Source organism: Alphaproteobacteria bacterium (genome assembly GCA_004295055.1).
Lineage (GTDB): Bacteria > Pseudomonadota > Alphaproteobacteria > SHNJ01 > SHNJ01 > SHNJ01.
On the sequence record SHNJ01000016.1, the window covers coordinates 1 to 23,100 of the forward strand.

Below are 23,100 nucleotides of genomic sequence, written 5' to 3' on the forward strand. Positions count from 1 at the left end.
TAACTTCAGATTCAAAGTAGGCATCGCCGCGAATCCAAGCGACAACGAAATCAGCTTGAATTTGCGTGGCATCAATACCAAAGCACTGGGTTTGAATGCCGCTACTATCAGCACCCAAGCCCGCGCGGATGCCGCTTACGCCGCCGCCGGTATCGCCATCGACTTGCTCTTGACCTTCCGCGCCGAAGTCGGCGCCGGCCAGGCCCGCATGGAATCAACCGCAACCAACGTCGATATCGTCATCGAAAACATGGAAGCCGCCCGCAGCGCTTATATGGATCTCGATGTCGCCCAGGAAATGTCGATGTTCACCAACAAACAGATTCTGCAACAGGCCGGCGTCGCCATGATCGCCCAAGCCAACCAGTTGCCGCAAAATCTGTTGCGCTTGTTCCAACAATAAGTTCAGACGTTATAGGAGAAAAACCATGAATATTTTCAACGTAGCATCCGAAGAATTAGAACAAACCGTTCTAAAAGCTTCCCCAACCCGGCTGGTTGTAATGACCTATGACGGCGCGATTAAATGCCTGGAATCGTCGATCGATATGATTGGCAAAGGCGATATTGAAGGCCGCTGGCGTTCGGTAGAAAAAGCCACCGACTTGATTTCCGATCTGTATATGAATCTGGATCACGATCAAGGCGGCGAAGTGGCTCAGAACCTGGGTTGCTTATATGGTTTCATTTTGTCGAATTTACCAAGAATTAATTTTTACAACGACAAACAAACCGCGTTGGACGCCATTTCCATTTTGAAACGCTTGCGCGATTCATTTGACGAACTGGATCACCAAATCGCTGCGAATGCGGATGTTGCTATTTCCGGCAACTCCGGTGCAAACGCCAGCGTTGCCCTGTAATTCCAATCCAAGGGCGATCTAAAGCAAAATTTTCCAAAAACTCAGGCAAGAAATTCCGTAACGTCAAAATTGCCTAGTTCCTTGGAAAAACAAAATGATGATTTTGCAAATAATTAGATCGCTCGACCGACTGGCCCAAGACTTGCATATTCGAATCTGATTTGAACTAACTTTTTAAAAGAAAATAACAATGGATCTGGGTACGATCAACATAACAACGCTAAAGCCTGAAACGGGATTGATCCGTCCTGTTCTTCCGCAAGCAAAAGATTTTGCGGATGTAAACGACAGCCTGGCTATTGATCCTGCCCGTGTCGATTTCGATCAAATCAAGGTCGAAGAAACCGCGAAACCGGAAGAAAAAGCAGCCGTAACCGATACCGCAGACGAATCGGAAGTTTTAGATACCGAAACAGCCGAAGTCGCCTCGAATATTCCAATCGTGACGCCATTGCTGGCCGCGCCAGTTGCCGTTCAAATTGCGGAAACAACGGCAGCAACTGCGCCGGCGGATCAAGGCATCGTAATTTCCACCAATGATATTTTCAATATTGCCGTAGATAAAGCTGTGATTCCTGCGACTAACACCGCTTCTATCGGAACCGTAGACGCCAGCGCCAATCCTGATGCATTAGCATTATCATTGGCCGGCGAACAAGCCGCCGCCGCAACCGACAATGGCATTGCGGATCCAAACTTACAGAATTTAATCAATAAAAATCTGTCCGCCCCAGCAGCGCAAAAGCCGATGGCAAAAGCTGCTGCGACTTCGGACAATTTGACCAAAACTCCTGCCGCAGACAGTCCCCTCCCCCTTAATCCATCTTCCCCCAAAGATGCGGCAGGAGACCCCAATTTAGACACATCCACGCGTCTGTCGAGACAAGTCCCAGTAGATGGAAAAGACTTGGCGCCGACGAAAGTGGAAACGAAAATCGAAGCTTCTGCTCCGCAGGCTTTACCGGCAGGCAGCCAGCCAATTCAAATTCAAACCCAAGCTCCGGTAGATTATAAAAATATTCAGGCTGCGGTTGTGGCGCAACCGGTAGCCGAACAAGTTGCGGTCCACATTGTGAAAGCCGCCAAAGATGGCGTCGATAAAATTAAAATTCAATTGACCCCAGAGGCTTTAGGCCGCGTGGAAATCCGTTTGGAAATGGATAAAGATGCCTTGGTCAAAGCGGTTATTGCCACCGACAAGCCGGAGGCCGCCGAATGGCTGGCTAGAGACGCCAAACAATTGGAACGCGCCTTGCAAGATGCCGGCATCAAAGCCGACACCAGCAATATGGAATTTCAGAACCGCAATCAATCGACTTCGCATAATTTCGCCGGTCAATTTTCGGATAATTACAATAACGGTCCAGCCGCCCATAAATATTATGGCGCGAAAAACGGCATGGCCGATCTAAATACGGATTCTAACGTTATCGTCAAGAACCTGTACGTCCGCGACGGCGGCGTCAACATAATGGTTTAGGGAGAATAACATGGTCGCACCAGTCGGCAATAACAGCACAGCCAACAATGCCAATACCGGCACCGGCATCGCCAGCAATTTTGACCAGTTCTTGTTCATCTTAACGCAACAATTGCGCAACCAGGATCCTACTCAGCCGATGGATACCGCTGCGTTCACCAATCAGTTGGTGCAATTCGCCAACGTCGAACAAAGCATTAAAGCCAACGAAAACTTACAAAACCTGATTTCCTTGCAACATGCCAATGCCAGCGTTGCCACATTGAATTACATCGGCAAGGAAGTCGAAGTGGTTGGCGATAACATCCCGCTGGAAACCGGCGGCACCGCAAAATTCAAATATGCCTTTGGCGAAAAAGCCGATGTATTGACCATCCAAATCAAAGACAAAGACGGAAACGTCGTCCGCGATTTGACCGGCAGTTCGGATGCCGGTCCGCATGAAATTACCTGGGACGGCAAAAATAATAGCGGCCAAGCCGTTGAAGCCGGCACCTATAAACTTGAAGTGAAAGCCTTGAAAAACCAAGCCAGCGGCGAACCCAAAACCCTGGAAACCTATACTTCGGTCATTGGCAAAGTTAACGGTGTCAACACCAGCAACGGATTGCCAAGCATCTTGATCGGAAATGTTGCCTTTGCGCTCGATAACATCGTTAGCGTGCGTGAAGTGCGTCCTTAGTCTTATAACCAAATAAGACGCGCACGAAGCGCGTCGGATTAACCGTCAGGCAGATATAACACAGGAGAGTTTACTATGAGTGTGTTTAGCGCCCTTGTCACCGGTGTGTCTGGATTAAATGCCCAGTCTCAAGCCTTGGCAACTATTTCCGATAACATCGCTAACGTGAATACGGTTGGTTATAAACGCGTTATTACGCGCTTTTCAACCTTGGTTACGCAATCCAACGCACGCGTCCACTCTCCTGGCGGTGTCAGCTCGAACCCGATGCACTTGACCACCGCGCAAGGCTTGTTGCAAGCAACCGGCGGCGAAACCGATGTCGGCATCGAAGGCTCCGGTTTCTTCGTCGTCAATAAAAGCAGCGTCCCCGCCGCCGGCGATGAATATTTATTCACCCGCGCCGGACAATTCGTTCCCGACAGCGAAGGTTATTTGAAAAATACCGCGGGCATGTATTTGCAAGGCTGGATATTGGATGCAAGCGGTAACTTGCCGACAAACACCAGTAACGTGACCACATTATCCACCATTAATTTATCCAACATTACCGGCGCTGCCCGCGCTACGACCGCGGTTTCCATGGGCTTAAACTTGCCTGCGAACGCAACCACCGGCCAACAGCAAACATCGCAAGTTACGATGTACGATTCACTTGGCGTTGCGCGCAGCGTAACCTTGAACTGGACCAAGACTTCAACGAATAACCAGTGGGAATTGACCTTTACCACCCCTGGCGGTTCGATGGCCGGTTTATATTCCGAAGATGCCACCACATTTAACGCTAACAACCTTGATGGTTCTGGCGTGTCGCCTGCCAACCGTGTCATGGTAACCTTTGACAGCAGCGGCAATCTGAACAACATGACTTACGGCGGTACATCCGTAATTGCCAACGAAGGAACCAGCTGGGAAGGTAAAGTCAGATTCCGCTTTAACTATAGTGCCAGCGGCGCTTCCGCCACCCAAAACATCGACTTTAATTTTGGCGCCGCAGTCGCAGAACCTGTAACTCCGGCATTGACATCTCAGGTAACCCAAGTCGGTACCGAATTCGATCCGCGCTTTGCCAACCAAGACGGCGTTGCCCCGGGCTCCTATAGCGGTATCAACATTACCGCCGACGGAACTTTGTTCGCCCTGTTCAGCAACGGTGAAACCAGACCGGTTTATCGCATCGCTTTGGCAAATTTCCCAGCCGCCACCGCTCTGGAAGCAAAAAACGGCAACGCCTATGCTCAAACCGCTAACTCTGGCGCTTATATTCTCAGCGTTCCGGCATCGGGCGGTTATGGACGAATTGCAGCGAACAGCTTGGAAGCTTCTAAGGTGGATATCGCCGAAGAATTCTCCAATATGATTCTGACGCAGCGTGCCTATTCGGCGAACACCAAAGTTATCAGTACCGCCGATAACATGCTCGAAGAGCTGATCCGCACAATTTCGTAAGTTTTTAAAGCCAACCTCTAAGTTTCTACTCCCCCCTAGATCCCGACCCTTAAAAAAGGTCGGGGTTTTTTTAATTTTGTATAGAAATTGCATATATATAAGTATGTATGTGCAAGTAAGAGATGAAGCTGTGCGTTCTATGTCAGACTGTATTCCAACCTATTGATATAGAAGCGTAATATTGAGTTGCACATTTAACACGTTTTCATCGCTATTGGCTGTATTGGGAAAAAAACTCCAGCCAAAGTAGGCAAATTTTGCCCGATGTTAACTTTTTGTTCATTATACTGGAGCTAAGAATAAGAAAAGAGGCCGGGATTTTAACCAAAGTAAATTGGTTAAGATTACAGGTCTTAAGAATTTGAATTGGGAGTATTGTCCGTGAGCTTCGCTGGTACCCTTCGCAACCTAGGCCCTTCCCGTTTAGCCCCGATCGGCCTTGTCATGATCGGCCTTGTGGCGTTTTTCGTCTACATGGCTTCGCGCTTTACGACACCCAACTTGCAACTTCTTTATAATGATTTGGATCCCAAAGATTCAGGTTCGATTGTTGCCAAGTTAGAAGGCATGAATATCCCGGTGCAAATTAAAGGCGATGGGACTCAAATATACGTTCCAGGCGATCAAGTCGCAAAGCTCCGTATGCTGTTGGCGCAAGAAGGCCTGCCCCGTGGCGGCAGCATGGGATATGAAATTTTTGATAAGACCGACGGCCTGTCCACCAGCAGTTTTGTACAAAATATAAATTTAGTGCGCGCGCTGGAAGGCGAATTGGCCCGTACAATTTCCTCTTTAGGCCCAGTAAAATCCGCGCGGGTGCATTTGGTGCTGCCACAACGCGAAGTATTCAGCCGCCAAAAACAAGAGCCAAGCGCTTCGATCGTTTTGCAAATGCGTTCCGGACGTCTGGAAAGTTCTCAGGTCGCAGCCATACAGCATTTAGTCGCCGCAGCAGTTCCCGGATTGAAACCAACTCAAATTTCAATTATCGACGATAAGGGCACTTTGCTTGCCAGAGGCGGTGGAGATGAATCTTACAGCTCCAGCCTAAGCAGCGCCGAAGAAGCCCGCGTATCGTTGGAACGCCGTATGTCCGGCGAAATTGAATCGCTGCTTGAAAAATCGATTGGCCCCGGCAAGGTTCGCGCCGAAGTAACGGCGGAAATGGATTTTGACCGCATTACCATGAATTCGGAAATTTACGATCCGGAAAGCCGCGTGGTGCGTTCGCAACAAACCGAAGAAGAATCCGGCCAAAGTCAGGAAGGCAGCGCTGGCGGAACCGTCAGCGTCGCCAATAATATTCCAAACGGCGCCCCTGCCCCAGGCACCGAAGCCGCCGGTTCGAACAGCAATAAAAACAACCGCACATCGGAAACCATCAATTATGAAATTTCTAAAACCGTCAAACAACAGGTCAAAGAAAGCGGCCAAGTAAAAAAATTGTCGGTCGCGGTTTTGGTTGACGGTACTTATACCAAAAACGACAAAGGCGAAGAAACTTATGCCCCGCGCAGCGAAGACAATTTAAAGCAATTGGAATCGTTGGTCAAAACCGCGATCGGATTTAATGAAGAACGTGGCGACGTGGTGCAAGTGGTCAATATGCAATTTGTATCCCCCGTTACATCCGGCGAAGGCGTTTCTTCGGACGAAGCCGCAGGCGGCATGATGGGATTCAGCAACGCAGAAATCATGAAACTGGTTGAAACCGTGGTTATGGGACTTGTCGGCATTCTGGCTTTGCTGCTTGTTGTTCGCCCGATGATGATGCGCGCGCTGGAACCTGCCGGTGCTGGCGGCGCCAGGATCGCCCGTGGCGGCGGTCTCCCGCAATTGACCGGCCCGATGGGTGGCGGCGATGGCGGCGGCGATATGCCGGAAATGGAAATCAAAAATTCCGAACTTGAGGAAATGATCAATATGAAGCAGATCGAAGGCCGTATTAAGGCTTCTTCCTTGAAACGGATCAGCGAAATCGTTGAAAAGCATCCAGAAGAAACTTTATCCATTATCCGTACCTGGTTATACCAAGGCAAACGGGATCATAACGAATAAGGGCGCGAGCAATGTCTGAACAAAGAACCTTAAACGGTCCGGAAAAAGCAGCCTTGCTGATGCTAACCATCGGCGAGGAAAACGCGGGCAAGCTGTTTTCGATGATGCATGACGACGAAATTCGGGAATTGTCGCAACACATGTCTTCCCTTGGGTCGGTTGGATCAAACGTAACCGAAAAACTGGTTATGGAATTTGCCGAAAACTTTTCAACTGCTGGCGCCGTTGGTTCGTACGAAACAGCCGAACGTTTGCTTGGCAAGGTTCTGGATAAAAGCCGCTTGGACAACATTATGGACGAGATCCGGGGTCCCGCCGGCCGTACATTGTGGGACAAGCTGGATAACGTTAATGAAAACATTCTTGCCAACTATTTGAAAAACGAATATCCGCAAACAGTGGCGGTTGTTTTATCCAAGGTATCCCCTCCTCACGCCGCCAAGGTGTTGGGCGTTTTGCCGGAAAACTTTTCGATGGAAGTCATCATGCGCATGTTGCGCATGGAAACCGTGCAGAAAGACGTTTTATCGGACGTAGAAAAAACTCTGCGTTCCGAATTTATGAGCAACTTGGCCCGTTCATCGCGCCGCGATCCGCACGAAGTTATGGCCGAGATTTTCAACAGCTTCGACCGCAATACCGAAGCGCGGTTCATGGGCTCGCTCGAAGAACGGCATCGCGACGCCGCCGATAAAATTAAGGCATTGATGTTCACCTTCGACGATCTGGCCCGCTTGGATGGCGGATCGATCCAAACCTTGCTGAAAGTGGTGGAAAAAGACAAATTGCCACGCGCCTTAAAAGGCGCCTCTCAAACGATTCGCGATCTGTTTTTCAGCAATATGTCGGAACGCGCCGCAAAAATCATGAAAGAAGATATGGATGGCCTTGGCCCCGTGCGTTTGCGCGAGGTTGACGAGGCGCAAATTTACATCGTTACTGTCGCCAAAGATTTGGCCGCCAAAGGCGAAATCGTCATCGCAGCCGAAGGCGGAGACGATCAACTGATTTACTAGGAACCTTAATGTCCGCAACCGCAGAACAAAAAACCGCGCATAAATTCATCTTCGAAACCAGTTTCGACGATCCCGCCAGCGCGGCCCAGGACGACAAACCGAACGAAGCACTGGAAGCGCTGAAAAAACAAGCTTTTGCGGCCGGCCAACAAGCGGCCCTGCAAAGCATTGAACGCCAAACCGGCGAGATTTGCGCCCATGTTTTAAAGCATATGCAGCATATCACATCGCAATATGCCTCAACTCAAGAAGCATTGATGTACAAATCGCTGTCGGTTGTCCTGTATTCCCTGCAAAAATTAATACCCGACTTGCTTAGCATGCAGGCCGAGGAACAAATTGAATCCACCGTAAAACAATGTCTGCGTTTCGCGCTGGATATGCCAAAATTGACCATCAAAGTATCGGATCAAATTTACGGTTCGGTGCAACCCCGTCTGCAAAGCATCTTTGCTGAATCCGGCTTTCAAGGCAAAGCCTCGATTACCGCCGATCCAACCTTGAAAATGGGCGATTGCCGCGTGGAATGGGGCAATGGCGGCATGGAAACCTTGCCGTCGCACATTTGGCAGCACATTCATAATATGTTGTATGAATGCTTGCCGAAAAACGTGGCTGAATCGATTCCAACCGATCTACAAGATCCACTGCCGCCAGAACCGGAACCAGAACCTGTTATCGAGGCTGCTGCCGAACCTATGGAGCAACCGCCGGAACAGACCGAAACATCCGAACAAAATATCGAAGCGGCGCCAGAATCCACGGAGCAACCGGCGGAAAATGAATCTTCGCCAGAACAACCAGTAACTGAACAAACTTCAATTGATGATGGGAGCAAATAATGGCTGATAATAACGATTTAAATTTAACGGAATTGCAAGAAGGCGGCGCAGCCCCTGCTGGCGGCGCCGAAGACGGATCTCGTGTGGCGCAATCCGCCCGCGATCTCGAGGCAATCGGATTAATTCCAGTCAAAGTTTCGGCCGTGTTGGGCCAGGCCACCATGCAGGTCAACCAATTGCTGAAACTTGGCCGTGGCGCGGTTGTGGAATTGGATCGCCGCGTCGGCGAAGCCATCGATATTTATGTCAATAACCGCCTGGTCGCGCGCGGCGAGGTTGTGATCGTCGATGACCGCCTGGGCGTAACCATGACCGAGATTATCAAATCGGAGCAATCCAGCTAATTTCGCGAGTAAGAGAGAGTAAGACCAATGAGATTGTTAATTATCGGCAGCCTGAACGGGCACACATCAACAGCGGGAAAGATCGCGATCGAACGCGGCGCCAAAGTGTCCCATGTTGAAGACATCGATGCTGGCCTAACCGCCTTGCGCAATGGCCAAGGCGCGGATTTGATTATGATCGATGTCAAATTGAATGTTGGCCGCCTGATCAACGCGCTTAAAACCGAACGGATTCACCTGCCCGTGGTCGCCTGCGGCATTGGTAACGACACCAATGGCGCGGTTCAGGCCATTAAAGCAGGCGCGAAAGAATACGTGCCGCTGCCCGCCGACCCGAAATTGATTGCCGCGGTGTTGGAAGCGGTTACCGAAGAAACCACCAATATGATTTACCGCGATCCGGTTATGGTGCGCACCCTCGCCCTGGTCGATCAGATCGCAAGTTCCGATGCCAGCGTGCTGATAACCGGCGAATCGGGTACCGGCAAAGAAGTCATGGCCCGTTATATCCATGGCAAAAGCAAACGCATCGGCCAAAAATTTGTTTCCATCAATTGCGCCGCGATTCCGGAACATTTGCTGGAATCGGAATTGTTCGGCCATGAAAAAGGCGCCTTTACCGGCGCGGTGGCCCGGCGGATCGGCAAATTCGAAGAAGCTGACGGCGGCACCTTATTGCTGGATGAAATCAGCGAAATGCATCCAAATCTGCAAGCCAAGTTGCTGCGCGCGATCCAAGAACGCATGATCGACCGGGTTGGCGGCACCACCCCGGTAAAGGTCAATATTCGCGTAATCGCGACATCCAACCGCAACATGGAACAAGAAGTGCGCGAAGGTAAATTCCGCGAGGATTTGTATTTCCGATTAAACGTCGTCAATGTCCGTTTGCCATCGTTGCGCGAACGGCCAACCGATATTGAATTATTGGCCAATCATTTTATCAAAAAATATGCAGCGGCCAACGAAATGCCGGTCAAACCCTTGTCCGACGATGCGCGGCAAAAATTGATTTCACATGTCTGGCGCGGCAATGTGCGCGAGCTGGAAAACACTATGCACCGCGCCGTATTGCTGGCCGGCGGCCCAACCATCAACTCGGAAGCGATCGTGTTGAATATGAGCGCGGCCATGGCTGGCGGCATGCCGGAAAACATGATCGGCGGCTCAATCCCGGCGAAATTGTCTCCCGCCTCGCCCACGTCGCACAATAGCGGCGGCGAAGCTCCTCCTATGGTGGGCCGCACCGTCGCGGATGTGGAACGGGATTTGATTATTCAAACCTTGAACCACTGCCTGGGCAATCGCACCCATGCCGCGAATATTTTGGGAATTTCGATCCGCACTTTGCGGAATAAACTAAAACAATATAATGATGAAGGGATTGCCGTTCCGCCATCCGGCGAGAATGAGCGGGCCAGCGTTAACTCCTAATAGGTTAAGTCTATAGTCCTATGGCGGATGCCACCACTACGCAGAACCCAGCTTCTGCCGATTTTATGAATAATTTCTTCAAGCGCGGCGATATTGCGCTGGCGCTGGGCATTGTCTTTATTCTTAGCGTTTTAATTCTGCCGATGCCGACCTGGCTTTTGGACATCATGTTGGCTTTTTCCTTTAGCTTCTCGGTTTTGATTTTGATGACGGTTTTATTCATCAACCGTCCGCTGGACTTCAGCTCATTCCCTACCGTTATCTTGGTTTCCACGCTTTTACGCCTGTCGCTGAACCTGGCCTCGACCCGTTTGATTCTGGCGCATGGCCATGAAAGCACATCCGCCGCCGGACACGTTATCGAAGCATTCGGCAATTTCATTATGAGCGGGAATTTTGTCATTGGATTGATCGTGTTCTCGATCCTGGTGCTTGTAAACTTTGTCGTTATTACCAAAGGTTCCGGGCGTATTGCCGAGGTTTCCGCGCGTTTTACCTTGGATGCGATGCCCGGCAAACAAATGGCGATCGACGCGGATTTATCTTCCGGTTTGATCACCGAGGATGAAGCGCGGAAAAAACGCAAAGAAATCGAACAGGAAAGCGGATTTTACGGCGCCATGGACGGTGCGGCAAAATTCGTGCGTGGCGATGCGATTGCCGGCCTTATCATTACCGTCATTAATATTGTCGGTGGCATTATCATCGGCACCGCGCAAATGGGCCTGGATCTTAACCAAGCGACGCACAGTTACACTTTGCTGACGGTCGGCGATGGTCTGGTATCGCAAATTCCGGCGCTGATCGTTTCAACCGCATCCGGTTTGCTTGTCACCAAGGGCGGCGGCACCACCGGCTCTGCTGAAAAAGCCTTATTTTCGCAATTGGGCGGCTATCCCGCTGCGCTGGGATTGAGTTCGTTTTTAATGCTGACCATGGCTGCCCTGCCCGGCGTACCGTTCCTGCCATTTCTAATCTTAGGCGGAGGAATGGGCGGCTTGGCCTATATAGTCAATGAGAAAATTACCGAACAAAAAGTTACCGAAGAACGCAAGGCGGTAGAGGCTACAAAAACTCCTGTTTCCGAACAACCTATCGCTGCATCCTTGCAAATAGATTTAATCCGACTGGAATTGGGTTATGGACTGCTTAGCTTGATCAACAAGGATCGCGGCGTGGTGTTGACCGATCAGATCAAGGCTTTGCGCCGCCAACTGGCCAGCGAAATGGGGTTTGTATTGCCGTCCGTGCGCATTCAGGACAATTTGCAATTGGCCGCCAACAATTATGTGATTCGCATCAAAGAAATTGAGGCCGGACGCGGTGAAGTTCGCCCCAACATGTTTATGGTTATGGACCCGCGCGGCGAACCGATCGGCATGCCGGGCGAGGCCACCACCGAACCAACGTTTGGTTTGCCAGCCATGTGGATCAATGAAAATCTGAAAGAAGAAGCGCAATTCAAAAATTATACCGTGGTTGATCCCGCCACCGTCATCACCACGCATGTCACGGAACTGGTCAAAGATTACATGCCGGAATTGCTGTCCTTTACCGAAACCCAGAAATTACTGGACGAATTGGACAAAGATCAGCAAAAACTGGTTGCGGAAATCACCCCGGCGAAAATTTCCGTCGGCGGCATACAGCGCGTCTTACAAATATTGCTGGGCGAACGGATCAGCATCCGCGATCTGCCGACTATTTTGGAAGGCATTGCGGAGGCAACCGGCACATCGCGCAACGTGGCCACCATCGCCGAACATGTGCGCCATCGCCTTTCCCGTCAAATCAGCGAAGCCAACGTCAACATGGCCGGAATTATCCCGATCATGGCCCTTTCGCCGGAGTGGGAACAAGCATTCAGCGAGTCTATTATCGGCCAGGGCGACGAACGCCAATTGGCAATGCCGCCAAGCAAGTTGCAACAATTTATCGGCGATGTCCGGTCGAACTTTGACCGGATGGCGATGATGGGCGAAATGCCGGTATTGCTGACCAGCCCGGCGATCCGCCCATTCGTGCGTTCCATCATTGAACGGTTCCGTCCGCAAACGGTAGTATTGTCACAATTGGAAATTCATCCGAAAGCGAAAATTAAAACCTTGGGTCAAATCTGATGCGTATGCGGTCTTTCATAGCAGCCTCTGTCCCCGAAGCGATGGATATCGTCCGCCGCGAAATGGGCGATGACGCAGTTATCATTTCGCAAGGCCCGTCGCCCAACGGCAAGGGCGTCCAAATCACCGCTGCATCCGATAATGCTCCGCAGAATGAGCCCGTTTATCAAAACCCCGTCGATGTCATTGGCGAGGCATTGGACAAACACAGCACGCCGCGCAAATTGCAGGATAAAATTCTTACCCTTGTCGAGCGTTTGGAACTTGATGATCCGGTGATGGCGCTTGCCGGTGCATTCGACAGCCTATTCAAATTCAATCCGATTGCAAATAATCCCAAAGATAAGCCATTATTGCTGATGGGAGTGCCGGGCGTCGGCAAAACCGTTACTGTGGCAAAACTGGCTTCGCGTGCAGTTATGGAAGGCGCAAAGACAATTTGCATTACCACCGATGCGGAACGCGCTGGCGCGGTCGAGCAGCTCGAAGCATTCACGCGGATTTTGAAAATTGATTTGCTGCAGGTTAAAAAACCGGCCGAAATAAAAGATGCTTTGGCGGCCTGCCCCACAGATATTTCTATTTTTATCGACACCGCTGGCGTCAATGTTCTTCGCCCGGAAGATTTAGACAATATAAAACAAATTGTCAGCCTGTCCGGGGCCGAACCGGTATTTGTTTATGCCGCCGGCGGGGATGCCGCCGATGCAGCCGAAATAGGCACCATTTTCAAGGACATAGGAGCCAAACGGATTTTAATAACAAGAATGGATATGACTCGCCGTTATGGTAGCATTTTGGCCGCAGCCGATGCCGGTCAATTCCAGTTTTGTAATGTTAGCATTACCCCCCATATTGCAAATGGTTTAAGCTCTATTAACCCTTTATCGCTGGCAAGGATTTTTTTACCAATTTAGCAGTATAATAGTTCATCCCCCTGTAAGGAATTATTAATGAATACAACAACTTCAACCCCTACCCCGAATGCGGAAAATCAAGCGCAACCAGGGCTGAAAATACCAAAAATTATCGCCGTTGCATCTGGCAAGGGCGGGGTTGGTAAAACATGGTTTTCAATCACCCTTAGCCACGCGCTGTCGACCTTGCGCAAAAAAGTTTTGCTGTTCGATGCCGATTTAGGATTGGCAAACGCGGATATTCAATTGGGTTTAATGCCGGAAAAAGATATCAGCCACGTTATTTCGAATAATTTGGCTTTGGAAAAAGTGGTTACGCGCTATGAAATAGGAAAATTCGACGTGATTGCCGGCCGGTCCGGTTCCGGTCAACTGGCCGCCCTGCCCGCCAGCCGGTTAAGCCAGTTGCGCACGGAATTGACGGAACTTGCCAACAAAAATTATGATCATGTGATTATCGATCTGGGCGCCGGCATCGAACGCTCGGTTCGTGCCGTATCGATGGATTGCGATTGCTATTTGGTGGTTTGCACCGACGAACCAACATCGCTGACCGATGCTTATACATTCATCAAAGTGACATTGGCCGAAAAACCGGATACCGATTTCCGCATTGTTTGCAACCAGGCGCAAACCAAACTGGACGGCGAGAAAACTTACAATACCCTGTTAAAAGCCAGCAAAGGTTTCTTGAAATACGCGCCGCAGCTTGCCGGGATTGTCCGCCGCGACCGCCGTGTCAGCGAAAGCATCCGTCACCAGACGCCGATTCTGATCCGCTATCCGAACAGCGAAGCCGCGGTCGACGTTATGGCGATTGCCCGTCAACTGACCGGCGACAAATAAGGGTGCGGTGGTGGCGGACATCCGCGTTCCCCCCGAAGTTCAACCAATAAGATCCGTTATCAATCCCATTGCCGCGCATATCGTCAATGCGACCGAGGCCGTGCAAAAAATGGCGATTGGTCAAATCATTTCCGGACAGGTGATTGGCAAAAACTCCGCCGGCCAGATCGAAGTTAAAACCGATTTAGGCGTTTTAAAAATTCAAACGACGCAAGCCCTGATTCCAGGCAAAGCGATTCAAATCGCCATTCAGCAAAATGGGCCGCAACCGCAAGTCCAGATTCAAACGGTCGCGCAACAAACCGCCGTCCTGACAGAAGGCGCCAAGCACGCCGATGTGTCGGACCAAATTCGCAGTTTGATTGCCCAATTGGCGCCGCCGGATATAGATGTGGCGGAACACCCGTCTATGATTATGCCTGGCCTGATTGCCAAGGCGATTTTCATGCGGCTTAAATCCGATTTCTGGACTCCGGGAAGCGATACATCGGACGGCATAGTGATTGGCGGCAAAGTCATCCAGGCCGCCAATGGAAAAATTCAGGTGCAAACCCAATTTGGCGCCTTGGAAGTAGAATCCCAGCAACCTTATAAACCGGGCGATTCCGTACAACTGCAATTGCCTCGCGAAGGCAATAAACAGCCGATTATTGTACCGCAAGGTCAATCACCATCCCCGCCTGCGGCCACGACACGCGCTTATGCCACGCCCAGCAATCCAGCGATGGTCTATGCCCAAGCGGCGGATAAAATCCCGCGCCCGCAAAATGTAAGCATTACATTTGTCGGCCCCGAACACATGGAAGACGGCATCATCCCCATCCCCGCCAAAGTCATTCATGTCAGCAATAATTACATCGCAACCTTACGCATTCCGACCGGCATCCTTACATTGCAATCGCCATTCCAATTGAATGTGAATGACGATGTTTTAATTTCCCTGAACTTAAACGACCCGTTGGTTGCCGCCGAGGCCGCAATTAAGGCGTCAACCACCCCATCCGCCTTGCCGTTAGGCGGCAAGACTTTACCCAATCTTGATGAATTGATCGATTTATGGCGTACCCAGACCAACACCCCATTATCGCAATTCATAAAAACCGTACTGCCAAACACCGACGGGCGATTTGTCAATCAAGCGATCATGTATTTTGTGGCCATGACCGCCGGCGATGCGAAATTCTGGCTGGGCCCAAAATTGCTGAAAGAATTGGAAAAAGATAAGGCCGATATCACATCGAAATTATCCGACGAATTCCGTTCCATTCAGAAATCGGCCGATGAGACCAGCGCCGCGCCATGGCGTCATTTGCCGTTGCCGGTGTTCGACGGACAGCAATTGCATTATGTACAATGTTATTTCCGCAACCACCATGACGAAGGCGAAGAAAGCCAAGGCCAGCGTTTTGTAATCGAAGCCAATTTGTCTCGCCTTGGCGCTTTGCAGTTGGACGGTTTTATCCGCGAACAAACTTTTAATTTAATGGTACGCACGGTGGACGCCTGGCCCAACAGCGTACAACAGAATGTGCGGCAGATTTTCCAAGATTACATGGATATGTCCGGATGGAATGGGCAAATCAGCTTTCAAACCACGCCGGTTTTTCCAATGAAACCGGGCGCCGAAAACCTGGCAGCGACTGGGCATTTGGGGACAAAAATTTAACTTTTCTTCTTCCGCTCGAACGCGGCGATAGTGGTATCGTCGGTTTCCGCTTGTTCCTTGCGCGTGGCTTCCAGTTTTTCGCGCGCGGCCTGGCGTTCGGCCGTGACCTCGTATTTTTTCAATTCCTGATAGGCCATTTGCACGACCAGCTCGGCTTTTTCTACCTCGATCTTTAAATGTTCGAGTTCCTGTTCCAATTTCTGGCGCCGCGCAATGAATTTTTTGGAATAGCCGTGATAGGTCATGCCCAGTTCGATGGCTTGAGCGGCGGTTTTTTGTTCTTCCGCCAGCTCTTTATCTAAGTTCAGACGCGCATCCATGGTACGCTGCATCTGTTCTTCAATAGCCACCAGCGCGCGACGCTTCTCATCAAGCTCGAACTTATACATTCGGATCAAGGTCGCGATTTTTTTCATTAATATTACTTATACCCTCCCCTTGAGGGAGGGTCAAAGCCGCGAAGCGGGTTTGGGGTGGGGATATTATTGTATAAATGAAAAAAGGTGCAAATTTATAGACTAAATCCCCACCCCAAAATCACTATGTGATTTTGACCCTCTCTCAAGGGGAGGATAGCATTATTAATTTTACTTCAAAATGTCCGCCAATTGCCGGTATCCGTCGGCAAACCGGCTGGATTCATGCTCGCTTTGTTTTAAAAAACTTTCCAGCGCCGGATAATACCGGATCGCTTCGTCAATTTTTGGGTCGCTTCCGGCGCGGTAAGCTCCTAGACGAATCATTTCGCCCATATCTTCGTATGTGGCCAGCAATTCGCGCGCGCGATTAATCAGCGCATTTTCCTGATCCGTATTGCAATCCGGCAAGGTCCGCGACACGCTTTTTAAAACGTTGATTGCGGGATACCGGCCGCGATCGGCGATGGCGCGGTCCATTACAATATGCCCATCGACAATGCCGCGCACCGCATCCGAGATAGGCTCGTTCGTGTCGTCGCCTTCGACCAGCACGGTAAATAATCCCGGAATCGATCCCTGCCCTTTGGCGCCTGGACCGGCGCGTTCCAACAATCTTGGCAATTCCGCAAACACGGTTGGCGTATATCCTTTGCTGGTTGGCGGTTCGCCAGCCGACAATCCGATTTCCCGCTGCGCCATCGCGAAACGAGTGATGGAGTCCATCAGACACAAAACATCTTTGCCCTGATCGCGGAAATATTCGGATACGCTTAAGGTTAAATAGGCTGCCTGGCGGCGCATCAATGGCGATTCATCCGATGTAGCGACGATGACAACGCTGCGTTTCAAGCCTTCTTCGCCTAAATCGTCTTGTAAAAATTCTTGCACTTCGCGGCCACGCTCGCCCACCAAACCAATCACCGATACTTGCGCCGATGTATATTTGGTCATCATCGAAATCACGGTCGATTTGCCGACGCCGGAACCCGAAAAAATTCCCATACGCTGTCCACGGCAACAGGTGAGAAACGTATTGATCGCACGAACACCCAGATCCATCTTCTCGCCGACACGCTGGCGCGAATGCGCGGGCGGCGGCGATGCGCGCAATGGGTAAGGCAACGGGCCTTGCGGCAACGGACCTTTATCGTCGATCGGCTGGCCAAAGGCATTGATTACGCGGCCAAGCCACGCTTCGGATGGGTGAACGACGGGATCGGCGGATTCAGCCATCGCCTTGGTGCCTAATCCAACGCCTTCTAAATTATGGAACGCCATCGCCATTGCGCGGTCGTTTTTAAATCCGACTATTTCGCAAGCGATCATTTTGTTCTGGCGGTTTTGTAAATAGATCCGATCCCCGACCGATAAATGGGTCTCAATGCCCCCTATTTCGACCAGCATGCCCAATATGCTCGTGACCTTGCCAAAGTACCTTGTGGGGCTTAAGCGGTTAATTTCATCGTTAATGGCGCCGATCAATTCCAAGATTTCACCAAATATCTGAAAACAAAAGACAATTTAAGAATCGAGACATTTTTACCATGCCTATGTTGTGTCTCGGTGTCAACAAATAACAACCTTGTTGCGTAAAATTGTTAATCTTTATTAAAGTAGTTAACGTATAATTAAGAAATATAAAATAAAAATTAAAGTTAATTAACGCGAGTTATTAGGTTTTATTAATAGGGAGTTTCAGTTATGCGCATTTTACTTGTCGAAGACGATCCATCCATGGCCAAAAGCATCGACACGATGCTTAAATCCGCCAATTATATCGTCGACCTCACCGATCTTGGCGAAGACGGTCTCGAAATCGGCAAATTATACGACTATGATTTAATCATTCTGGATTTGATGTTGCCGGATATCGACGGCTATGAAGTATTGCGCCGTCTGCGCGCATCCAAAGTCGAAACCCCTATTCTGATTCTATCGGGTCTGTCGGAATTGGATAACAAGATCAAAGGTCTGGGTTTCGGCGCCGACGATTATTTGACCAAGCCATTCGACAAACGCGAATTGCTGGCCCGTATCCAAGCCATCGTGCGCCGTTCCAAAGGCCACGCCGAATCGATCATTCGTTGCGGCCGCTTGCTGGTGAATTTGGATTCGCACATGGTGGAAATCGATTCCAAACAAGTGCACCTGACCGGCAAAGAATATGGCATTTTGGAATTGCTGGCTTTGCGCAAGGGTTCCACCCTGACCAAAGAACAATTCTTGAACCATTTATATGGCGGCATGGACGAGCCAGAGCAAAAAATTATCGACGTGTTCGTTTGCAAACTGCGTAAAAAATTGCAGGATGCTTCCGGCGGTTTAAATTATATCGAAACCGTCTGGGGCCGCGGATATGTATTGCGCGATCCGGATTCCGAAGCAGCAAAACAAGCCGCCGTCGCCAATGCCTAAGATTTGAATGCTCCTAAACAAAAACCCCGCAATTGCTTGCGGGGTTTTTTATAAATCTCAATTTTCTATTCCGAAGCCGATACCTTGCAGGACAAAGTCACTATGTCCGTACCTTCTTCGAATTTCAAACCGCTGCCCGCATGCTTGGCGATGACCGCGGTGAAATAAGAATGCACGGTGCGCGGATCTAAACGTTCCGAAGATACGCTCATACCCATGGCCTCGCCCACGCCTTCCGCCAAACGGGCGCCCTGGCCCTTGGCCTGCATGGTTACAACCATGTCCGCGCCGGCTTGTTCGACGCCAACATGCAACGTGCCGCCACGCGGCAAAGTTTCGGCCGCGCAAATCGACATATTCAAAATGCATTTAATGGCGTTACGGCCGACATGCACGGCTGGCATTTTGTTATCCGGCCATTCCAGAACGATTTTTCCGCCATCCAGAAATTCGGCAATCAGGCTGCGCAAATCGCCAAGCGAGGAAATCGCCGCGCCAGCCGCCATGCCATAAGCCACACGATATACACGCAAACGGCGCGAAGCAACCCGCGCGCTGCTGCCGAGCAAAGTGATCGCTTCGTCGGCCATCTCGCCGCCAAATTCTTCGAGCAGTTCAACGCCGTTGACCGCGGCGCCAACCGGGCCGACCAGATCATGGCACATACGGGAAAACAGTAATTCGACAACGCGGAAATCTAGATTCATAGGACACCATATTGAGAAACGGAATTATGGCTTACTATAGCCGCAACTGCCCGGAAAATGCCAATATTTTTGTGTGGATGGGTTAAAATTGTTTCGGGGATTGCTAATAACTACCCCCCCTAACATCCCCCTCCCCCTTGTGGGGAGGGTTGGGGTGGGGGTAAAAATATCATAGATAGACTTCTCCTCTACCCCCATTCAAGAAATCTAAGCGCCAATCAGCGCTAAGATTTTCTATCCTTCCCCACAAGGGGGAAGATAATTTAGATGGATATCTTTAAACCAATTCCGAATCTTTGCGGTTCGGCAGGTCATCGGCGGGGTCCATGCCGGTCAAATCCCGCTCGATAAATTCAAAGGTCAATTCCTTATCCCGGCTTTCAATCCGCACCACGCCGCCCTTACGCAATTTGCCGAACAGCAGCTCGTCGGCCAGCGGTTTTTTGATTTTCTCTTGAATCAACCGGGACAATGGACGGGCGCCATTGGCGGCATCATATCCATGTTCCGCCAAATATTTACGGGCTTCGGCGGAAATTTCGATAGTGACATGCTTGTCGGCCAACTGGGCTTCGAGTTGCATCAGGAATTTATCGACGACTTTTTCAACCACTTCCATCGGCAATGGCGTGAATGGAATAATAGCATCTAAGCGATTACGGAATTCCGGGGTGAATTGGCGTTTAATCGCCTCCTCATCTTCGCCAAAACGGTGGGTGCGTTCGAATCCAATCGCGGTTTTAGATAATTCCGATGCGCCGGCGTTGGTGGTCATAATCAAAACCACGCTACGAAAATCGACGGTTTTGCCGTTATTGTCGGTCAATTTGCCGTAATCCATCACTTGCAACAATAAATTGAACAAATCTGGATGCGCTTTTTCAATTTCATCCAACAACAAGACCGCATGCGGCGTTTGATCGATTGCATCGGTCAGCAACCCGCCCTGTTCGAATCCTACATAGCCTGGCGGCGTGCCGATCAGTCGGGACACGGAATGTTTTTCCATATATTCGGACATATCGAAGCGGATCAATTTCAATCCCATGGTATGCGCCAATTGCCTTGCGACTTCGGTTTTGCCGACGCCGGTCGGGCCGGAAAATAAATAGCTGCCAATCGGCTTTTCCGGTTCGCGCAATCCGGCACGGGATAATTTTACCGACGACGCCAAAGCCTCAATCGCTTTGTCCTGACCGAATACCACGCGTTTCAAATCGCGCGACAGGTTTTGCAGGGTTTGCTTGTCGTCTTGCGATACGGCTTTGGATGGAATGCGCGCTATCTTCGCTACGACATCCTCGATATCCTTGACTTGAATCGTCGTTTTGCGGTCTTCGGGCTTGCGCAGTTTTTGAATCGCGCCAGCCTCGTCAATCACGTCAATGGCTTTATCCGGCAATTTGCGGTCGCCGATATACTTGGCGGACAATTCCACCGATGCTTTGATCGCCGCATCGGTATAATTCACGCCATGGTGTTTTTCATAAATGCCTTTTAATCCGCGCATGATTTTAATCGCGTCGTCCAGCGCGGGTTCATTTACATCGACCTTTTGGAACCGGCGCAGCAAGGCGCGGTCTTTTTCAAAATGATTGCGATATTCTTTGTACGTGGTCGATCCGATGCAGCGAATCGTCCCATTGGACAAGCCTGGTTTTAAAATATTGGATGCATCCATCGCACCATTGCTGGTCGCGCCGGCGCCGATGATGGTGTGAATTTCATCAATGAACAATACCGCATGCGAATCTTTTTCCAGCTCCGCGATCACGCCCTTTAACCGTTCTTCGAAATCGCCGCGATAGCGCGTTCCAGCCAGTAGCGCGCCCATATCCAGGCTGTATACTGTCGCCGGTTTTAAAACTTCGGGCACATCGCCTTTGACGATGCGCAACGCCAAACCTTCGGCGATGGCGGTTTTGCCGACACCGGGATCGCCAACCAAAATCGGATTGTTTTTGCTGCGGCGGCACAGAATCTGAATAACCCGTTCCAATTCTTCATCGCGGCCGATCAAGGCATCGATCTTGCCTTCGGCGGCTTTGCGATTCAAATTGACGCAATAAGCGGATAACAAACTGGCGCCTGTGGCGTTGGCTGCCTGCGCTTCGGCGGATTCTTCGTCCGATGTGCCGCTTGGGCGGCGATATTGATTGCGGCCCGGAACTTTGGCGATGCCATGCGACAAATAATTTACCGCATCGAACCGGTTCATGCCTTGTTGATTCAGGAAATAAACCGCAAATGACTCGCGTTCGTTAAACATCGCCACCAGCACGTTGGCGCCAGTGACTTCGGCGCGGCCGGCGGATTGCACATGGATTACCGCGCGTTGAATGACGCGCTGGAAACGGGCGGTGCCTTTGGCTTCGACGGCGGTTTGCGAAGTTAAATTGTCTAGGGTGGTGCTAAGATGCTCGATCAATTCTTTTTGCAACAATACAATATCGACGCCACAGGCTCTCATCACCGCGACCGCGTCGCTGTCTTCGGTTAGGGCCAACAACAAATGTTCCAGGGTGGCAAATTCGTGCCGGTATTCGCCCGCCGTATCGATGGCGCGGTGTAAGGTACGTTCCAGATGTTTCGATAACATATGCTTCCCCTATTCCTTTTCCATCGTACATTGCAATGGATGTTGATTGGCCCGGGCATAGTCCATCACCATGCCGACTTTGGTTTCGGCAACCTCATGCGTGAATATACCGCATAGTCCAACGCCACGCGTGTGTATTTCCAGCATGATTTGCGTCGCGCTTTCCCGCGGCATCTGAAAAAACCGTTCCAGAATATGCACCACGAATTCCATCGGCGTATAATCGTCGTTTAAAAGCAAGACTTTGTACATCGACGGCTTTTTGGTTTTTGGCCGCGTTTTTAAAATTAGCCCCGGCGAAGATGGATGGCCGGGTTCATTATGGTTTGGATGATCAGGCATAGAATAAACTTTTGAATACCCTATAGTATCACACTGGAATTATTAATAAAGTTTTAGCCCGGCCCCCACCCCGCGCATAATGTTTATGTAGTGCTTATTTGGCCAATAAAAAAGGCCCGGAAACCGGGCCTTTTTCAACTTAAGTATTTGAAATCGCTATTAGGCGGCTTTCCAAACTTTTTCGATGGTGGTGTTTACACACTCACGAACCGGTTCGAAAGCTTCGTTTGCTACGCGAGCAGACAATTCCGACAGACGGGAACCTTCGTTCACGGCATCTTCAAAAAAGCTGCGGGCATAGGCGGTTTGCAGTTCCATTGCTTCTTGCAAGGATTTGCAGCCCATCAATTCTTTTGCGGCGTTAACGCCGGTTTGCAGCGATTGTTGGGCAAAACCCATCCAAGCGTTGCTGATTTCTTGGCAGCCTTGAGCCAACAAATTGCTGGATTCCAATACTGCATCCAGATTTTGCTTACCATAGGCGGTTGCTTCTTCCATGTTTTTCGCATTGAAAAAGTTTTCGAAGCTTTTCGCGGCGGATTCAAAGCCGTTTTTGCCGTTGGTATACGCATCGTTAAACGATTTGGCGGACGATTTCGCCGATTTCGTGCTTGATTTTGCTTTAGCCATGATAAACTCCTATTCCAAAGCCTGTTAATAACTCTAATCCTAAAAACCTTAAATTCCAAGGGTTTTTGATAGTTTTTGCATCGCAATAATATCTATATAATTATACTTCAATGGGTTGTCAAGCGTATTTTTGCAGTGCAGCAAAAAATAATTTTATTACGTGTGGCTTGTATGCTATAGCCAGCATTTGAAACAATATCCTCAACTAAGTTTTGGAAATTATTAAGATTATTATTCTAGAATAGATTTAAAATGGGTAAACTAGATTGAG

General features: G+C 50.0%; 21 protein-coding genes. 15 read left to right on the top strand and 6 right to left on the bottom strand.

What is annotated here, in order from left to right; all coding sequences use genetic code 11:
• The 14 genes from EYC62_04290 to EYC62_04355 form a co-directional block, all read left to right on the top strand.
• Positions 1-403 (top strand): flagellin (locus tag EYC62_04290; GenBank protein ID TAH35419.1); only part of this gene is annotated, 403 nt, incomplete at its 5' end.
• Between the two features lie 25 nt (positions 404-428).
• The gene (gene fliS, locus EYC62_04295; GenBank protein ID TAH35420.1) at positions 429-863 is read left to right on the top strand and encodes a flagellar export chaperone FliS; all 435 of its coding nucleotides are present in this window, start codon (positions 429-431) and stop codon (positions 861-863) included.
• A 190-nt stretch (positions 864-1,053) separates the two neighbouring features.
• Complete coding sequence (locus EYC62_04300; GenBank protein TAH35421.1) at positions 1,054-2,343, top strand: flagellar hook-length control protein FliK; 1,290 nt, start codon at positions 1,054-1,056, stop codon at positions 2,341-2,343.
• Positions 2,344-2,353: 10 nt separating this feature from the next.
• On the top strand, positions 2,354-3,025 hold the full coding sequence (locus tag EYC62_04305; GenBank protein TAH35422.1) for a hypothetical protein: 672 nt from the start codon (positions 2,354-2,356) through the stop codon (positions 3,023-3,025).
• A gap of 75 nt (positions 3,026-3,100) precedes the next feature.
• The gene (gene flgE / locus EYC62_04310) at positions 3,101-4,474 is read left to right on the top strand and encodes a flagellar hook protein FlgE (GenBank protein TAH35423.1); all 1,374 of its coding nucleotides are present in this window, start codon (positions 3,101-3,103) and stop codon (positions 4,472-4,474) included.
• Positions 4,475-4,840: 366 nt separating this feature from the next.
• Positions 4,841-6,532, top strand: coding sequence for a flagellar M-ring protein FliF (fliF, locus tag EYC62_04315; GenBank protein ID TAH35424.1), 1,692 nt, complete (start codon positions 4,841-4,843; stop codon positions 6,530-6,532).
• Positions 6,533-6,543: 11 nt separating this feature from the next.
• Positions 6,544-7,548, top strand: a complete 1,005-nt coding sequence (gene fliG / locus EYC62_04320) for a flagellar motor switch protein FliG (GenBank protein TAH35425.1) — start codon at positions 6,544-6,546, stop codon at positions 7,546-7,548.
• Between the two features lie 8 nt (positions 7,549-7,556).
• Positions 7,557-8,390 (top strand): hypothetical protein, encoded by an 834-nt coding sequence (locus tag EYC62_04325; protein TAH35426.1) that lies wholly within the window; start codon positions 7,557-7,559, stop codon positions 8,388-8,390.
• Entirely contained in the window at positions 8,390-8,734 is a 345-nt protein-coding gene (gene fliN, locus EYC62_04330) for a flagellar motor switch protein FliN (protein TAH35427.1), read from the top strand. Before EYC62_04325 ends, fliN begins: the two co-directional genes overlap by 1 nt.
• 27 nt (positions 8,735-8,761) lie before the next feature.
• Positions 8,762-10,168 (top strand): sigma-54-dependent Fis family transcriptional regulator, encoded by a 1,407-nt coding sequence (locus EYC62_04335; protein TAH35428.1) that lies wholly within the window; start codon positions 8,762-8,764, stop codon positions 10,166-10,168.
• Between the two features lie 20 nt (positions 10,169-10,188).
• On the top strand, positions 10,189-12,288 hold the full coding sequence (flhA, locus tag EYC62_04340) for a flagellar biosynthesis protein FlhA (protein TAH35429.1): 2,100 nt from the start codon (positions 10,189-10,191) through the stop codon (positions 12,286-12,288).
• A complete protein-coding gene (locus tag EYC62_04345; GenBank protein TAH35430.1) occupies positions 12,288-13,205 on the top strand; it encodes a GTP-binding protein in 918 nt (305 codons plus the stop codon). Before flhA ends, EYC62_04345 begins: the two co-directional genes overlap by 1 nt.
• 36 nt (positions 13,206-13,241) lie before the next feature.
• Positions 13,242-14,051: a MinD/ParA family protein gene (locus tag EYC62_04350; GenBank protein TAH35431.1), complete on the top strand. Its 810-nt coding sequence runs from the start codon at positions 13,242-13,244 to the stop codon at positions 14,049-14,051.
• 10 nt (positions 14,052-14,061) lie between these two features.
• Positions 14,062-15,717: a hypothetical protein gene (locus tag EYC62_04355; GenBank protein ID TAH35432.1), complete on the top strand. Its 1,656-nt coding sequence runs from the start codon at positions 14,062-14,064 to the stop codon at positions 15,715-15,717.
• On the opposite strand, the gene fliJ is transcribed toward EYC62_04355, so the two are convergent.
• Positions 15,714-16,133: a flagellar export protein FliJ gene (gene fliJ, locus EYC62_04360; protein ID TAH35433.1), complete on the bottom strand. Its 420-nt coding sequence runs from the start codon at positions 16,131-16,133 to the stop codon at positions 15,714-15,716. The genes EYC62_04355 and fliJ overlap by 4 nt on opposite strands.
• A gap of 171 nt (positions 16,134-16,304) precedes the next feature.
• Positions 16,305-17,615, bottom strand: a complete 1,311-nt coding sequence (fliI, locus tag EYC62_04365; protein TAH35446.1) for a flagellar protein export ATPase FliI — start codon at positions 17,613-17,615, stop codon at positions 16,305-16,307.
• A 222-nt stretch (positions 17,616-17,837) separates the two neighbouring features.
• On the opposite strand from fliI, the gene EYC62_04370 reads away from it, so the two are divergent.
• A complete protein-coding gene (locus tag EYC62_04370; GenBank protein TAH35434.1) occupies positions 17,838-18,551 on the top strand; it encodes a response regulator transcription factor in 714 nt (237 codons plus the stop codon).
• A gap of 65 nt (positions 18,552-18,616) precedes the next feature.
• Here the strand turns inward: EYC62_04370 and EYC62_04375 are convergent, their stop codons facing one another.
• The 4 genes from EYC62_04375 to EYC62_04390 form a co-directional block, all read right to left on the bottom strand.
• Positions 18,617-19,258, bottom strand: coding sequence for a hypothetical protein (locus EYC62_04375; protein ID TAH35435.1), 642 nt, complete (start codon positions 19,256-19,258; stop codon positions 18,617-18,619).
• A 277-nt stretch (positions 19,259-19,535) separates the two neighbouring features.
• Positions 19,536-21,857, bottom strand: a complete 2,322-nt coding sequence (gene clpA, locus EYC62_04380; GenBank protein ID TAH35436.1) for an ATP-dependent Clp protease ATP-binding subunit ClpA — start codon at positions 21,855-21,857, stop codon at positions 19,536-19,538.
• Positions 21,858-21,866: 9 nt separating this feature from the next.
• Entirely contained in the window at positions 21,867-22,199 is a 333-nt protein-coding gene (gene clpS, locus EYC62_04385) for an ATP-dependent Clp protease adapter ClpS (GenBank protein TAH35437.1), read from the bottom strand.
• A 159-nt stretch (positions 22,200-22,358) separates the two neighbouring features.
• Positions 22,359-22,829, bottom strand: a complete 471-nt coding sequence (locus EYC62_04390) for a phasin family protein (GenBank protein TAH35438.1) — start codon at positions 22,827-22,829, stop codon at positions 22,359-22,361.
• Positions 22,830-23,100 lie beyond the last annotated feature (271 nt).

Excerpts from the sequence above, each read along its gene's own strand:
- fliS (TAH35420.1), top strand. The coding sequence starts at position 429 with ATGAATATTTTCAACGTAGCATCCGAAGAATTAGAACAAACCGTTCTA.
- EYC62_04300 (TAH35421.1), top strand. The coding sequence starts at position 1,054 with ATGGATCTGGGTACGATCAACATAACAACGCTAAAGCCTGAAACGGGA.
- EYC62_04305 (TAH35422.1), top strand. The coding sequence starts at position 2,354 with ATGGTCGCACCAGTCGGCAATAACAGCACAGCCAACAATGCCAATACC.
- flgE (TAH35423.1), top strand. The coding sequence starts at position 3,101 with ATGAGTGTGTTTAGCGCCCTTGTCACCGGTGTGTCTGGATTAAATGCC.
- fliG (TAH35425.1), top strand. The coding sequence starts at position 6,544 with ATGTCTGAACAAAGAACCTTAAACGGTCCGGAAAAAGCAGCCTTGCTG.
- EYC62_04325 (TAH35426.1), top strand. The coding sequence starts at position 7,557 with ATGTCCGCAACCGCAGAACAAAAAACCGCGCATAAATTCATCTTCGAA.
- fliN (TAH35427.1), top strand. The coding sequence starts at position 8,390 with ATGGCTGATAATAACGATTTAAATTTAACGGAATTGCAAGAAGGCGGC.
- EYC62_04335 (TAH35428.1), top strand. The coding sequence starts at position 8,762 with ATGAGATTGTTAATTATCGGCAGCCTGAACGGGCACACATCAACAGCG.
- flhA (TAH35429.1), top strand. The coding sequence starts at position 10,189 with ATGGCGGATGCCACCACTACGCAGAACCCAGCTTCTGCCGATTTTATG.
- EYC62_04345 (TAH35430.1), top strand. The coding sequence starts at position 12,288 with ATGCGTATGCGGTCTTTCATAGCAGCCTCTGTCCCCGAAGCGATGGAT.
- EYC62_04350 (TAH35431.1), top strand. The coding sequence starts at position 13,242 with ATGAATACAACAACTTCAACCCCTACCCCGAATGCGGAAAATCAAGCG.
- fliJ (TAH35433.1), bottom strand. The coding sequence starts at position 16,133 with ATGAAAAAAATCGCGACCTTGATCCGAATGTATAAGTTCGAGCTTGAT.
- EYC62_04370 (TAH35434.1), top strand. The coding sequence starts at position 17,838 with ATGCGCATTTTACTTGTCGAAGACGATCCATCCATGGCCAAAAGCATC.
- EYC62_04375 (TAH35435.1), bottom strand. The coding sequence starts at position 19,258 with ATGAATCTAGATTTCCGCGTTGTCGAATTACTGTTTTCCCGTATGTGC.
- clpA (TAH35436.1), bottom strand. The coding sequence starts at position 21,857 with ATGTTATCGAAACATCTGGAACGTACCTTACACCGCGCCATCGATACG.
- clpS (TAH35437.1), bottom strand. The coding sequence starts at position 22,199 with ATGCCTGATCATCCAAACCATAATGAACCCGGCCATCCATCTTCGCCG.
- EYC62_04390 (TAH35438.1), bottom strand. The coding sequence starts at position 22,829 with ATGGCTAAAGCAAAATCAAGCACGAAATCGGCGAAATCGTCCGCCAAA.